Source organism: Bacillus sp. FJAT-26390 (assembly GCF_001682865.1).
Lineage (GTDB): Bacteria > Bacillota > Bacilli > Paenibacillales > Paenibacillaceae > Pristimantibacillus.
Genome location: NZ_MAQX01000011.1, coordinates 397,104 through 412,556 on the forward strand (window position 1 = coordinate 397,104; position 15,453 = coordinate 412,556).

Below are 15,453 nucleotides of genomic sequence, written 5' to 3' on the forward strand. Positions count from 1 at the left end.
TGTACGCGAAGTACCTCGGTTTTCGAAGATGAGCAATATCCTGCATCAAGAAAGCGGAATCGTTAACGTAACTGTTGTTCCTTTATTAGGCTCACTTTCAATTTCCAACCCGTATTCGTTGCCATAGTACAGCTTGATACGGTCATTTACGTTTCTTACGCCGCAGCCGCCGCCATCCCCTGCTAATTGCAGCTTTTGCTGCTGCAAGGACATCCCCACGCCATTATCGCTTACAATCATTTTGATTTCCTCATTCTGTGGATACACCGAAATGATAATCTGATTGCCCTGAGGATTCGGTTCGGTGAATCCGTGTATAATGGCATTTTCCACGATCGGCTGTAAGATAAAATGAATGATCGATTGATTTAGAATCGATTCGTCTACTCGGTAGTCCACTTCGAATGATCCGTCATTCATGATGGACTGCAAATCGAGATACGCATGAATATGCTTAATTTCATTTTCAACCGTAACCATATTTTTCCCTTTATTTAAGGTTGATCGATAAAACTTCGCCAACGTGGTGACCATATAACTCGTTTCGATATCTTTCTTCTTCAACGCCCGCCAATGGATAAAAGAGAGGGTATTGTATAAAAAGTGAGGATTGATCTGGCTTATGAGCTTGTTATAATCACTTTCCTTTTTGGCGATTTCGGCCTGGTACACTTGAAAAATAAGACTGTTAATCCGCTCCAGCATTTTCCCGATTCCATTTGTGAGTCCGCCAAATTCATCCATGGACGTACTTTGAATAATGACGTCTAGATTGTTTTGTTCCACTTTATCGACTTTATTTTTCAAATGGATAATCCGTCTCGTGAAATTGTTTGAAAATATGTATATAAGAAAGAAGGTGATTGCTAGACTGAGCAAAATAACAAATACGGTAATTTTAAAAATGGCAAAAGCATTAATATAAGCGTTGGCGTTCGAGAGATAATAATGGATCGTCCATTCGATATTTTTCAAATGGCCGCTTATTTTAAAGGGATAATCGGATATAGCGGCCGGGGATGAGCGTTCCTCTGGTTTTTTTTCGCTAAAAACAATTTGCTCTTTTTCGTTCTCAATCTTTACAAAAATGTATTCCGACAGCTTGTCCAGGTCCGAAAAAATACTATCATAATTAATCGAGATCACCATAAAATTGCTGTCTTTGAAATTGCTGATCAGCTCTTGGACCAAATATACATTTTCGTCATATACGACCCATTGTCTTCCCCTAAACCCGTCATACCAGGGCTTATTTTTCAACTCGCTTAGCGGCAAAATATTTTCGCGGATGCCTAGCAAATCCCCCGACGTATAAAAGGTAATTTCCTCGATATTATCATCCATCATTTTGATATGCGAAATCATCGGATCGACCTTGTCCCTGAAATCGAGATACATAGCAAAATAGTTCTCTTCGTAATTGTTAATAAATACGTTCGAAAACTCTCGATTAAGCACCATAAACTCGCATAACGTGTTATATCTATTAATTTTGTAATCAAGGATGTTGGAAATCTGGTTCAAGCTTGAAGCCGCTTCACTTTTTAATTCTTTGACCTGCGTTCGATACGATTGAATAAGTGAAAACAGACCTAATAGAATGATCGGAATTAAAGCGATAATAAGGTGAGAAAGCAATAGCTTGTTGCGGAATCTGATATCATTGAACTTTTTCTTTATCAGATTGATCATAAGGGATACCGCTCTCTCTATATTGTAATGGGCTGACATTGTATTTCGCTTTGAACAATCTGCAGAAATAAGAGGTATTTTCAATGCCTACAAAAACCGCGATATCATTAATTTTCATATTGGAATGGATTAACATATAGTTTGCCTTGCGCAGCCGGTAATCCGTCAAATACTTGGAGAAATTCACACCCGTTTCTTTCTTAAACAATATGCTTAAATAACCCGGAGAAAGGTAAACTTCCTTAGATACATCCGATAGCGAGAGATCTCTCTGAAAGTTATCCTTCACGATTTCCTTCACTTGCTTAATGACCTTCGATTCCTGCGTTTCGTGCTCTGGATTGTCCCGAATAGGGCTGAATTGCGTAATTTCTTCCATCGCCTCCAGAAACTCATCAACGGCTAATGGCTTCAATAAGTAATTCACAACCCCTAATTTGATCGCGCTTTTAGCATACTCAAACTCGTCATAACCGCTGCAAATTACGATTTTCAGGTCCTCCTGCGTTTTCCTCGCAATCTTGCTTAATTCCAAACCGTTCATCATAGGCATCTTTACATCCGTAATGAGGATATCTATCGATTTCCTATTTAGAATGCCTTCGGCAATTAATCCATTCTCTGCTTCCAGCACGTTGAAAGGAAATTTATACTGAGCGATTATATTTTTTATGCCTTCCCGTTCTATTTGTTCATCGTCAACAATGAGAACATTAAACATGATTTCATCTCCTCTATAGAAACGATTTATAAAGCGGATTTCATTATATCACAATATAGGAAAGGGCTTTCAATGGTAAAAAGCTTCATTTTGTCCCCAATAAAACAGAAAACCACATCCAGAGGACGCGGTTGACTAGACTATTGAGCTGCGGCAGTTCGTACAGAAATTATGCGAGAAACCCCAAAAGCCTTTTTACGTCGTTTGCATTTTCTGTCGAAGTAAGCCATGCAAGAAGGGTAAAGGCTACATCGAAGGCGGTTGACGGGTTAAAAGAAGTAATGGCCTTACGGTCCATCACAATGGGTTGATCCGGAATGACGTTGTCTCTCCGTATTGGAGCTTCCCTTCACCAAGCTATTGATAAGCTGCCGCGTCAACGCCACAATTCCGTAACAACTTGCCCATTGTGCATCATTGCCCATTGGGCAATAATATAGATATAGAATTATTTTTGATAAAAACTGTCAGTCTACCTGAAAAGAGGTGAACGCTTAGGCGTTATATGATGAATAAACAAAGCCTACGCCATATCAAAAGGGAAGCAACCGCGAATGCGCTTGCCGATGCAGCGTTCGCTCTTGCTCTGGAAAGGGGAATGGACGGCTTCGTCGTCGAGGATGTCGTTCAGCGCGCCGGTTACTCCAGAAGAACGTTCGCGAACCATTACTCCTGCAAGGAGGAAGCGGCAGCGGCAGCAGCTGTTATTTTTATTGGCGCCGAAGAGGTCGAGGATTGGATCACGAAGTTAAACGAGGACATTGCCCCGCCCGACGTCCTTTACCATTTGATGAAGATGCAGCTGACAGCAGAGCATATTTATAAGCTGCGGCAGCTTGTATCGCTTTCGAAGCAGTATCCGTCTCTTGAGCCGTACATCCTCAGCGGACTGCACCGTTTGCAAATATCCGCCCAAGAGACATTGAGCGAGTTATCCTATGGACGTTATCCCGAGGGGTACACCCACCTTCTCGCCGGCGCTGTTTACGGGGCTGTGCTGCCCATACTGGACGGCAGCCTGAACGTGCTGCTTCCAGGTCAATCGGCCGACGAAAACCCTGAAGCCATTACGTTCGATCATTATTTAGACACCATGTTCAGTTTCTTGCGAAACGGCTTCTAGTTCCTTACCTCACGTTATTTCTACATGCAAAGGAGAAACATTAACGTATGTCAACTTTTCTGTACAGATTGGGCAAGTCAGCCTATACCAGACCCTGGTATTTCATTATCAGTTGGATCGCGATCCTCGGAATTGTGCTTGCCATACTCGGGGTCAACGGAATACATGTCACTTCCGATATGAAAATTGAGGGCACGGAATCGCAAAAGGTGTTAGACCAGCTGTCGGCAGAGCTGCCGGAAGCTTCTGGCGGACAAGCCAGCATCGTATTTACGGCACCAAAGGGCGAACGTCTCGACACGCCGGAGCGTTTGAGCTCCATTAGCAATGCTGTTAATGATGTATACAACCTTGACTATGTCATTAATCCCGCCAAATTGGCCGCGGAAGCCGGCGCTTCCGCTTCTGGAAACACGCAAGGCAATGAAACTGCGCGAGGGAACGAAAATGCGCAAGCAGCCGCAGGCGAGATGCCTCCCTACGGCCCACTGATGGTAAATGGAGTTCCGGTACCTGGCGTTATGCTTGCCTCTGACGGCAGCGTCGCTTTGTTCCAATTCCAATTCACCGATCAGCAAATGTCGCTTCCCGAATCGGTCCCCGATTCCGTAATCCATGCTGTCATGGCAGTAGAGCAGACTGGCATTGCCGCATTGCCTAGCGACTCGCTTTCGACCAAGCCTTCCATTGGCTCGACTGAAGCCATCGGCATTGCCGTCGCCGCCGTTGTGCTTTTCATGACGCTCGGTTCGGTTGTTGCTGCGGGCTTGCCGCTTCTGACCGCTCTAATGGGAGTAGGCATAAGCGTAGGAGGGGCATATGCCTTCTCGAAATTCATTCATATGACCGATCTCACGCCAGTTCTGGCGCTTATGGTCGGGCTTGCCGTCGGTATCGACTACTCGCTGTTCATCGTGAACCGTCAGCGACGCATGATTCTCGATCAAGGGCTGAACGCGCGGGAAGCTGCTAGCAGAGCAGTCGGCACTGCCGGGAGCGCCGTATTTTTCGCTGGCTTGACCGTTATCATTGCGCTGTGCGGCATGCTTGTAATTGGCATTGGCTTTTTGTCCGCGATGGCGCTTGTTGCCGCTTTGGCCGTCCTCGTCAACGTCCTGGTTGCCCTAACGTTGCTGCCTGCTCTGCTAGGTCTGCTGGGTGAACGCATCTGTTCGGCAAAAGCGCGTTCGAAGAGCAGCACCCACGCGAATAAAATTTCTCATGGATTCGCACACCGCTGGGTTACGGGCGTAAAGAAGGGCCGTTGGCTTATTATTGTTGGCGTCATTGTCATTCTTGGCGCAGCCGCACTACCTGTAGCAAAAATGGAAATGGGTATCCCTTCGGGTGCCACGGCGAACTTGGACACACCGTCCAGACAGAGCTACGACGCCATTTCCAACGGTTTCGGCGAAGGCTTCAATGGCCCGCTGCTCCTGGTTGCCAAGCCAAAAGGCGCTTCGGACAAAATGACGCCGGAAACGCTGATGGGTCTAGTTCAGGATTTGCAGCAGCATGAGAACGTTTCGCTCGTGACGCCAATGGGCGTAAACAAGACCGGAGATATGGCGATTATTAGTCTTATTCCGAAAACAGGACCGACGGATGCGGAAACCAAAAACCTGGTACGCGAGATTCGGGCTTCCGATTCTAGCATGGCGCTAACGCATGATGTCACGGTTGGCGTTACCGGATTCACTGCGATTAATATTGATATGTCGTCGAAGCTGGCAGAGGTGTTCCCTCTCTACGTCGGCATTATCGTCATCCTCTCGCTGATAATTCTATTGCTCGTGTTTCGCTCGATCATCGTTCCGCTCAAAGCTACGGTCGGCTTTCTTCTCAGTGTGCTCGCCACGTTCGGGATCACCACGGCCGTATACCAATGGGGATGGCTTCACTCCCTATTCGGCTTTGATACCGGCGGTCCGCTGCTCAGCTTTATGCCGATTATGGTTACCGGCATTCTTTACGGGCTGGCGATGGACTATCAGGTCTTCCTCGTCAGCTCCATGCGCGAGTCTTACGTCCATGGCCATCGCGGAACGGATAGCGTCGTTCACGGATATACGCAGGCCAGCCGCGTTGTTGTAGCCGCAGCCGTAATTATGGTATCTGTCTTCGCCGGGTTTATTTTCGCTCATGATATCATGATCAAACAAATCGGCTTTGCGCTGGCGATCGGCATCCTTATCGACGCCTTCATCGTCCGCATGGCGCTCGTCCCAGCAGTCATGGCGGTATTCGGTGATAAAGCATGGTGGCTGCCAAAATGGTTAGACCGCATGCTGCCTAACCTGGATGTCGAAGGCGATAAGCTGCTTGCAGAGCTGAAGGACAAGGAAAGCACAGTTGACATCATAGCTAACCCTCGTAAGGCTTACTGATTTCAGAAAAAAACGAAGGCCAACCAGTTGATCTGGTTGGCCATTTATTTTTTAAGAAGAAGGCTCTAACTGTTTTGCCCCTGATTTTTAGTAAATGTTCCAGGCTGTGCTTTGAATAATAATACGCCACAGATTAATACAATTACCCCTATTGCCTTTTGACTCGTAAAAGGAACCGTATCCAGTCCAAACCAGCCTGCGGAATCCCACCATAATGCACAGATTAGCTGAGATGCCATGACGATCGAGATCGCGTGGCTTGGTCCCAGCAATTTCACTCCTCTTACAACGCATGTTACAACGCCAATCCCCAGCAAACCGCTGAACCAGAACCATAATGGCATTGGTTTCAAATTGAAAAAATCGGCACCGTCCAACATTGACCCTAAACTGAACGAGAATAAAAATCCCATGCCAAGCACTAGAGCCGTCGTAGTATGAGAACGCGCAGCTTCGTTGACTTTACTGTTGAACATCGTTTGAACACTGATTAAGGTGCCTGCCGCCAAAGCCATCATGATGCCCCCTATCATGACTTCCTGTCCCCGTTCTCGTAAATATTTTGTCCGGCTATATCGTATAGCCCCTTCCGGTCCTTCACAATGAGCGTGCCATTGCTCCGCACAACCAGCCCTGATTGGCCGAATCCTTGAAGCACCCGGTTCAAATGTCGGTAACTCGTTCCGATGAGGTTCGCTGTATCTTTTAAACTCGCTATGCTTATACCTGAATATGCCCCCTTCACGTCCTCAGTTGAGACAGAGAGTAAATAACTGGCGACCCTGATTTCTACTGGGTACAGCAGGTTATAACTAAGCGATATCGATTTCAGGTAAAACTTATGGGTCACCACGTCAAGCAGCAATTTCAGGAACGATGCCTCTCCTTCAAATTGCCTTAACCATCGTTTGTGAACGCCGATCGCCTCTACACTAGACACCGCGGTAACCGTATTTAAATTTTCCATCCCCCGTAAACATTCAATTTCCCCAATAACCCCCAGCGGGGTAGTAAAATTAATGAGCAATGTTTTTCCTTCCGTTGAGGTGGTAAACACTTTTACCTTTCCTTGCACAATAAAATATATGAATTGAGGTTCTTCCCCCTGCTGGCATAGTGTTTCATCCGATCCAAAACGGTATAAACCCAGATGTTGTCGTAATGCCTCCGGCAAAATATTTTCCAAGCCAAATTGGCTTAGATACTGATTGATCCGCTTCGTGTCCATGATCTCTTTCATAGCTGGCTCCCTCTCCCTTACTAGGTATTACATTTTTCATTATGTTAAACAAAGGATGCCAATAACCATCAACCCGACACCGACCCATTGCGATGGTCTCAAGGAAAGTGAGACAGAGCCGAACCAGCCGATTTTCTCCATGATTAAGGTTGCTGTGATTTGAGCAATCAGGACTGCCGATACGGTCAATGCCGCACCATTTTGGTGATACGCCGTTATATTGCTGAACAGGATAAAAGCTGCAAGCCCCCCTCCGAGCCGGTAAGCAGGCTTCACATGCTTAAGATTTCTCCATGATTTGTCTCCGAGAAACCAAACAAGCATTAATGCGGCTATAAATCCAGTACCCTGAGTTAGAGCAGCTGCCTGCCATGTTCCGATACTTTCGCCAATGGCCGCATTAGCCGCACCCTGAAGAGTCAGAAACGCACCGCCCAAACAAGCGTATATTACACCTTTCATGTCCTTCTCTTCTCCCCTCGCCTTCAGGCTCACTCTAATTTAACAATTCGAGAAGGTTCCGAAAAGGACATATGTCCGCGTTCATAATAATGATAGTGAGTGACAATTGTTCTATAGCTAGACTTTCAAGTCAGCTGGGTTATCCTGTTGTTCCATCCCGACCTGAAGAGAGACTCCGATATTTGTCTAACCGCAACGACGGCTATTATTCATTCGTTCATAACACACGATAAAAAAAATCCGCTTAAAAAAAGCGGATTTCTATGTACGTATGCTTTTGCCCTTCTACAGCTTTATTCGAAATAATCAACAGGTCAGCCGATAGCTTTACGAATGTCATAATCGGTTAGATCGATATCTAATTCCATTCCTAGCGCTAGCTTAGCCAGCTGGACTCCGATATAAGGGCCCATCGTCAATCCGGAGGCCCCAAGACCATTTGCCGCAAGAAGCCCTTCCCAATCTGGTATGGCGCCTATGACCGGAAGAAAATCAGCTGTATGAGGGCGAAACCCCACCCTTACTTCCTGGAACGTGCTGTCTGCCAGCGCAGGTGCGAATGTAAGACATTTGCTTAAAATTTCGTGCATTCCGCCGGGCGTGATCCTCGTATCGTAGCCATCAACATTATTTTCATGAGTCGCCCCTATCACGATTTTCTGCTGATCAAAGGCGAGCAGATATTGATCGGAAGGCGGCATAACGACCGGCCAGCTGCCCGTATTTTGATTGGCGTCTGGAACCTGCAAGTGCATGATTTGCGCTTTCTGGTAACTGACCTGAAAATCAATGCCTAAAGGCTGCAGCAGCGGTCGCACCCAAGCTCCTGCACAAACGATAACGATGTCAGCCGGGTAGCGATTTGCCCCAACCGTTACGCCCGTTACGCGGTTGGATTGATAGTCAATCGTAGCATCCCCATATATAAGCTCAGCCCCGTTTCTTTGTGCAGATCGAAGCAAAGCGTCACGCAGCGCCCGGCCATCGACACGGGCGGCACCGCTAATATGAATGGACGAATATCCCTCCATGAGCAGCAGGAAGAGCTCACGGGTTCTATGTTCATCAAGCCGGGTAATCTCACCGATCTCCGCCGCGTCTTCTATACGCTTGTAAGCTCTCTCTTCCATTTTGCCGATTTTCTCCGGATCCGTATGTATGCTGAGTGCCCCGACCTTGGCATAGCCCGTATCGGTTTCCCCTTCGCTTTCAAGCTCTTCAATTAGCACAGGGTAATAACGCGCTCCGGCTTTCGCAAGCCGATACCAAGCCTTATTGCGCCGCTGCGACAGCCATGGACAAATAATGCCGGCAGCTGCATCCGTGGCCTGTCCTTCATCTTTCCGATCGATGATGATGACATCTGCTCCCTGCTTAGCCAATTGGTATGCGGTTGATGCTCCGGCAATTCCCGCTCCAATGACAATTACCTTCATGATGATTTTCACTTCTTTCTGTAATCGATATTCTTATTATAACGAGTTCTCTATCATTTCCCATATCTACAAAACAATTATTTTCATCGTAAACAAATTGGATTTACCAAGTCGTCGTTTCTACGGGGAAACCGCCTGACCTTATCGCTGTGAGCGAAGCGCTCTCCTCATCTAAACGAAAATATCATGAGAGAAATCTGACAGCCCAAAATACGTGCCGTCCTAGGTGGTACGCTTTTTATAATTGTCTCATGGAAATGTATTTTATACATATGATAGTAAAGGTTAATGTTTGGAGGAGGTACTCAAACCCGCAGTATCACGATTGAGTTCCTTGGTCTAGAGCGCATTATGTGACTTCTACAATTGCGGAAGCTTATGCCAAAGCATCAGCCTAACTGGCGGTCATACATAAAGGAGGTGTTTTATTGATATGCCACCAAAAGTCAACTTGCAAAAGTTTGTTGATAAACTGCCAGTTCCTGAAACCATTTCCCCAGTCAAACGAGACAAAAAAGGCTCTTATTATGAAGTGACCATGAAGGAATTCACACAAAAACTACATCGTGATCTCGGACCTGCCCGCTTATGGGGCTACAATGGCATGTACCCAGGCCCGACCTTTGATGTGATGAAGGGCGAAACGACATTTGTCAAATGGATGAATGATCTGCCTACAAAGCACTTTCTCCCTATTGATACGACCATTCATGGTGCAGAAGGGACTCTTCCAGCGGTTAGGACTGTCGTTCATCTACACGGAGGTAAACAGCCAGCCCATAGCGACGGGTACCCTGAGGCATGGTTCACAAAAAATTTTGAACAAACAGGACCTTTGTTTGAAAGAGAAATATACGAGTACCCAAACCTTGAAGCCACTGCTTTATGGTATCATGATCACACAATGGGAATTACGAGATTGAATATGTATGCGGGACTTTCAGGATTCTTTATCATCCGTGATAAGCTTGAACAATCCCTGAATCTACCGATGGGAATATATGAAATCCCTCTATTGGTCCAAGATCGCTCGTTTAACTTAGACGGATCGCTCTATTACCCTAGTTCGCCGGATGAAAAGAACACTAGTCTCCCTTATCCCTCGATTGTGACACCTTTTGACGCAGACACGATATTGGTAAACGGAAAAGTATGGCCCTATCTCGAAGTGGAGCCCAGAAAATACCGTTTTCGCATTTTAAACGCTTCCAATAGTCGAGCCATTACGTTCAAATTGGACTCCGGACAGCCATTTTATCAAATTGGAACCGATCGCGGATTAATGGAGAAGCCAGTGGTAATGAATGAGATTCTCCTTCTAACTACCGAACGTGCGGATGTGATCATTGATTTTTCTGGATCTTTCGGTCAGTCGATTGTACTTAAAAATGTCTTCAAGGGTGCTTCCCCCGAAACAACAAATGTGATGCAATTTAAAGTTACGGTTCCCTTAAAGGGGAAAGACACCAGCTCCATTCCTGATCATTTAGCGAAGATTGATTTTCTTTCAAGAAAAATGGCTAGCAGGACAAGAGATCTCACACTCATCAAAGTGGCGGATGAATATGGAAGATCGTTGAATTTACTTGATGGTAAAATGTGGATTAATCGCATTTCGGAGAAGATTGAGGTGGGAACTGTTGAGATTTGGCGGTTAATCAATCTATCCACGGATGATCACCCCATTCATTTGCATATCGTCGACATGCAAATTCTTGAGCGCCAGCCATTTGATGTTGCTCATTTTCAAGCCACAGGAAAACTTAAGTTTACAGGGCGCGCGGCTCCTCCTGAGCCTAACGAAAGGGGATTTAAAGATTCGATTCGAGCTCCCGCCGGTTACGTTACCTCTTTTATCGCAACTTTCGGTCCTCTCACCGGACGTTTTGTATGGCATTGTCATATGCTCGAGCATGAAGATCACGAGATGATGCGACCCTTTGAAATCCATAACAAAAAGAATACGCTGAAAAACATACTGAAGAGAATGATTTACCCATTACGCTATAAATGAAAGCATGGGTTTTCAAGAAACGCCCATCATCCGAGCGATCCTCCCCTACTTATTATTAAAAAATTCGGAGAACGCAACAATTTGTTCAAAAAAATCTCGATTCATCGGATTTGTTTTAGGATGTCTTATTGTTGATTTGAAAAGCTCACGATATAATTACATCGTAAAGGTCGTGAAGAACACGCCGCTTCCATACAATGAACATCCTGATCGAGTAATTGGGGTGAGTTGTATGGGAGCGGCTTTTGTTTTTTGTTGGCGTGAAAAATTACTAAGCTTACATTAGTTACTAAAGGGAGGACGAGCACAGTGGTACGATTTGAGCAGCATTATGAGGAGTGGTTACGGGAAAACATTGATAACGAGAACAATCCCCGAAGGCGAGAATTGCTAAGTAAAGGACTAGGACATGGGACCGTTGAATTCCTTCGATCCGCATGGTTTCCCGCAGTCGGTAATTTGAAGCATTTGTTTCCCGAGTGGGAGGTTCGTGACTTCAGTAATGGTTATCGTTATCTTGACCTCGCTTATATGCCTGCCGGTGCAAAGGGCGGAATTGAGATTCAAGGGTACGGTCCCCATGCCAGAGATCTTGATGTAAGACGATTTAAAGATTTATGTCGTCGCCATTGCTTATTATCACTCGATGGATGGACTTTCCTTCCGATTGCCTACCCATCAATTGTAGACGAGCCAAAACAGTGCCAACAGTTGGTCCTCTCTTTTATAGGAAAGTTCATTGCAACCGACGTCCCGTCCAGCTTATCCTGGCTAGAAGCCGAAACGGTACGGTTTGCACGCCGGCTTTTGCGTCCAATAACGCCGTTGGAACTCGCTAGCCATCTTAGGGTGAGCGATCGGCAGACGAGGCGCATCTTGCATGAGCTGGTTAATCTGCACATACTCGACATCGCAAGCGGTCAACAACGAGCTCGCACCTACAAGCTTCGATTTTAACGAAAAAACAGTGTAGGGACGCGGATACACAGAAAGCCCAGCGGACAGAGAATCCGTTATTTATGGAAATCAGCTATGTATTATGATACTTGCGGACTGAGATTCCGTTATTCACTCCTTAAGACGCTAAATTCACTCGTTTGATGGGTAATAACGTCCCTCTTGTCCGCATACACACTCAAAATCAAAAATTCGGACAAATAGCGGAACCTCAGTCCGCGCACATCCGAAATTTAAACGGTACGGTTTGCACGCCGGCTTTTGCGTCCAATAACGCCGTTGGAACTCGCTAGCCATCTTAGGGTGAGCGATCGGCAGACGAGGCGCATCTTGCATGAGCTGGTTAATCTGCACATACTCGACATCGCAAGCGGTCAACAACGAGCTCGCACCTACAAGCTTCGATTTTAACGAAAAAACATTGTCGGGACGACGCGGATACACAGAAAGCCTAGCGGACAGAGAATCCGTTATTTATGGAAATCAGCTATGTATTATGATACTTGCGGACTGAGATTCCGTTATTCACTCCTTAAGACGCTAAATTCACTCGTTNACACTTGATGGGTAATAACGTCTCTCCTGTCCGCATACACACTCAAAATCAAAAATTCGGACAAATAGCGGAACCTCAGTCCGCGCACAACCGAAATTTAAACGGTACGGTTTGCACGCCGGCTTTTACGTCCAATAACGCCTTTTAGAAATCAAGCCATTGTGAATAATAATCTCATCAAAATCGCATGCCCGAATCCTGATTCCAGCCGCTTTCGGTTCCCCCTCAATAATGGCTCCACAGTAGCTATCTGCCTCGTGTTACCTGTGGACACAATCATGCTTCAATTCCCATCCTCCAATAACGGAATGGCAAGAGCAAGAGAACTTCTGGTCCGTACATTAAAGGGGCCATGAATATACAATAATCGCTCGACCTTAACCACTGAAAGGAAATTACATTTGCGTTAAAAAAGTAAATTTGATAATATAACTGACGAACGTTCGTTAATATCGAGGTGATTTTATTGAAAAGTAAAGAAATTAAAGACATCGCTTTAAAATTTTTCGCAATCCATGGGTATGAGGGAGCATCTCTGTCTCAAATTGCCGACAATGTCGGCATGAAGAAACAGTCTCTCTATGCCCATTTCAAAGGGAAAGACGATCTATTTCTACAGGTATTACAAGATGCCAAAGAGACAGAAATCTCATCGAAACTAGAATATTTGAGTAAAGTAGATACCCAAAATCCGAAAGCCGATTTATTTGGATACCTGCAATTGGTCATTGATTTGTTTCAACAGAGCGAGCAGTTAAAGTTTTGGCTGCGTATGTCTTTTTTTCCGCCTCAACATCTGGCAACAGCGATTAATGAGGAAGTAATGGATACGGAATTAAAGATTCAATCCGTGCTAGAAAGCAAATTTCAAGCTTGGATCGATGCTAAAGCCATCATGTCAGATGCAGCCTTTATCCCTACGCTTGCTTTCTTAGGTGTAGTTGATTCCATCATGTTAGAGCTTGCATATGGGAATAATGAAAAACGATTGACTGATAAATTACATGCCTCATGGACTGTATTCTGGAGAGGTATTTCACAGCTATGATTTTACAGAGAGAGGTATTTCTTCATGAAGAAACCATTGAAAGAACAAAAAACAGTCTTACTCATTCTACTCAGTAATATATTCATAGTTTTTCTAGGCGTCGGATTAATTGTTCCCGTTATGCCATCCTTTATGAATATTATGCATTTATCCGGCCAAACGATGGGTTATCTAATGGCCGCCTTTGCGTTTGCACAATTACTCATGTCTCCCCTCGCTGGACGATGGATTGACACCTATGGCAGAAAAAAAATGATCGTAATCGGCTTATTCCTCTTCAGTGTATCAGAGCTGATCTTTGGTTTAGGTACACATGTATCCGTTCTTTATTTATCCAGAATTTTAGGAGGCATTAGCGGTGCATTTATTATGCCGGCTGTAACTGCTTTTGTTGCTGATATTACGTCAGTAGAGGAGAGGCCCAAAGCAATGGGCTATATTTCTGCCGCCATTAGCATCGGATTTATCATTGGCCCAGGCATCGGAGGCTTTATTGCTGAGATGGGCGTGCGTGCCCCGTTCTACTTTGCTGCCGGCTTCGCATTACTAACATGTATTTCATCCCTATTTATTTTAAAAGAGCCACTAACCAAACAGCAGCTTCTGGAAACCGCTCAGCTTAAAAAAGATACCAACTTTGTAAGTGATCTCAAACGATCACTTCATCCACTATACATTATTGCCTTTATTATTGTGTTTGTACTCGCCTTTGGTTTATCCGCATATGAGACTGTATTCAGTCTGTATTCTGATCATAAATTTGGCTTCACTCCACGAGATATTGCTGCCATTATTACAATAAGTGCAATTTTCGGCGTTGTCGTTCAGGTCTTTATGTTTGGTAAAATGGTAGATAAACTCGGTGAAAAGAAGCTCATCCAGATTTGCTTAATCGCTGGCGTTCTATTGGCGGTAGCATCCACTATGATCTCAGGCTATTTAGCCATTTTAATAATAACATGCTTCATCTTTCTCGCATTTGACTTGCTACGACCGGCATTAACGACCTATTTATCAAAAACTGCCGAAAAAGAACAAGGATTTATCGCTGGAATGAACTCTACCTATACAAGCCTGGGCAATATCGTCGGCCCCGCATTAGGCGGTATATTATTTGATGTGAACATTAACTATCCGTATCTCTTTGCTGCTGCCATTATGTTTATTGGACTTGTCATTACAATGATGTGGAAAGAAAAACAATCAGCTGGCAGCTTGGCAAAATAATGCGAGAAATAGTGCTTGTGAATAGAATGGTACGGTTAACAAAACAAAAGCAGCTCGCCCTCTACTGAGGAACGATCTGCTCAGGCTGTCGAGCAAGTCTCGACAGCTTTCTTTATGTACCGCGTTAAGGAAGTCGATGAAGTGTATGATCAGCGCCGTAAAACAAACGAGAAACAAGATGCCTTTGAAAATGACGTATTTCCCTCTACAATCTGTGATTTGTGGTAATGGTTTGGTGTAGCTTCATGGGATCGAACCTCTGACCTCATCGCTGCGGTTTCCCGCTACAGGGTGCTACAGCACTAACCCCGTAAATTAGCACATTTGCAGTCAACGTACCCTCCATCTTTTCTTCGTTAGAAGTCAAAACGGTCCGGTATGCACGTTACTTTTGCGTCCAATCGCGCCTTTGGAACTCGACAGCCATCTTAAGGTGAGCGATCGGCAGACAAGGCACTCTTACACCAACTGGTTTATCTGCACATACCGGGCACCCCGAGCGCTCAACACCAAGCTCGCACCTACAAACTTCGATTCTTACTTTAAAAAATGCCTCGAAGCAGGAACATCTGATATCTGGAGGACAGAGA

12 protein-coding genes and 1 pseudogene are annotated in these 15,453 nt (G+C 45.2%); 7 read left to right on the forward strand and 6 right to left on the reverse strand.

All coding sequences use genetic code 11. The annotated features are described in order from the left end of the window. Positions 1 to 45: 45 nt before the first annotated feature. Positions 46 to 1,692, reverse strand: a complete 1,647-nt coding sequence (locus tag A7975_RS13435; protein ID WP_053377200.1) for a sensor histidine kinase — start codon at positions 1,690 to 1,692, stop codon at positions 46 to 48. Further along, positions 1,661 to 2,413: a response regulator transcription factor gene (locus tag A7975_RS13440; RefSeq protein ID WP_053377201.1), complete on the reverse strand. Its 753-nt coding sequence runs from the start codon at positions 2,411 to 2,413 to the stop codon at positions 1,661 to 1,663. Before A7975_RS13440 ends, A7975_RS13435 begins: the two co-directional genes overlap by 32 nt. 505 nt (positions 2,414 to 2,918) lie before the next feature. Between A7975_RS13440 and A7975_RS13445 the strand changes: the two genes are divergently transcribed. Beyond that, positions 2,919 to 3,536 carry a TetR/AcrR family transcriptional regulator gene (locus A7975_RS13445; protein WP_255314271.1) on the forward strand — a complete coding sequence of 206 codons (618 nt, stop codon included), beginning with the start codon at positions 2,919 to 2,921 and terminating at the stop codon, positions 3,534 to 3,536. A gap of 47 nt (positions 3,537 to 3,583) precedes the next feature. Then, on the forward strand, positions 3,584 to 5,923 hold the full coding sequence (locus A7975_RS13450) for an MMPL family transporter (RefSeq protein WP_065385422.1): 2,340 nt from the start codon (positions 3,584 to 3,586) through the stop codon (positions 5,921 to 5,923). 65 nt (positions 5,924 to 5,988) lie between these two features. Here A7975_RS13450 and A7975_RS13455 read toward each other — a convergent pair whose 3' ends face one another. From A7975_RS13455 to A7975_RS13470, 4 genes are all read right to left on the reverse strand, one after another. Beyond that, a complete protein-coding gene (locus tag A7975_RS13455; protein WP_053377203.1) occupies positions 5,989 to 6,456 on the reverse strand; it encodes a DMT family transporter in 468 nt (155 codons plus the stop codon). After that, the gene (locus tag A7975_RS13460) at positions 6,453 to 7,163 is read right to left on the reverse strand and encodes a Crp/Fnr family transcriptional regulator (RefSeq protein WP_065385423.1); all 711 of its coding nucleotides are present in this window, start codon (positions 7,161 to 7,163) and stop codon (positions 6,453 to 6,455) included. The genes A7975_RS13455 and A7975_RS13460 overlap by 4 nt, the downstream gene beginning before the upstream one ends. A gap of 39 nt (positions 7,164 to 7,202) precedes the next feature. Then, complete coding sequence (locus A7975_RS13465; protein ID WP_053377205.1) at positions 7,203 to 7,625, reverse strand: DMT family transporter; 423 nt, start codon at positions 7,623 to 7,625, stop codon at positions 7,203 to 7,205. Between the two features lie 314 nt (positions 7,626 to 7,939). Next, positions 7,940 to 9,064: an NAD(P)/FAD-dependent oxidoreductase gene (locus A7975_RS13470; protein WP_065385890.1), complete on the reverse strand. Its 1,125-nt coding sequence runs from the start codon at positions 9,062 to 9,064 to the stop codon at positions 7,940 to 7,942. 430 nt (positions 9,065 to 9,494) lie between these two features. Between A7975_RS13470 and A7975_RS13475 the strand changes: the two genes are divergently transcribed. The 5 genes and pseudogenes from A7975_RS13475 (at position 9,495) to A7975_RS13495 (ending at position 14,863) form a co-directional block, all read left to right on the forward strand. Next, positions 9,495 to 11,075: a multicopper oxidase family protein gene (locus A7975_RS13475; RefSeq protein WP_065385424.1), complete on the forward strand. Its 1,581-nt coding sequence runs from the start codon at positions 9,495 to 9,497 to the stop codon at positions 11,073 to 11,075. 309 nt (positions 11,076 to 11,384) lie between these two features. After that, positions 11,385 to 12,032, forward strand: a complete 648-nt coding sequence (locus A7975_RS13480) for a transcriptional regulator (protein WP_065385425.1) — start codon at positions 11,385 to 11,387, stop codon at positions 12,030 to 12,032. Between the two features lie 237 nt (positions 12,033 to 12,269). Further along, a pseudogene (locus A7975_RS34885) lies at positions 12,270 to 12,443 on the forward strand (transcriptional regulator); the annotation flags it as partial. A 602-nt stretch (positions 12,444 to 13,045) separates the two neighbouring features. Beyond that, entirely contained in the window at positions 13,046 to 13,636 is a 591-nt protein-coding gene (locus A7975_RS13490; protein WP_269433152.1) for a TetR/AcrR family transcriptional regulator, read from the forward strand. Between the two features lie 24 nt (positions 13,637 to 13,660). Further along, entirely contained in the window at positions 13,661 to 14,863 is a 1,203-nt protein-coding gene (locus A7975_RS13495; RefSeq protein ID WP_065385427.1) for an MFS transporter, read from the forward strand. Positions 14,864 to 15,453 lie beyond the last annotated feature (590 nt).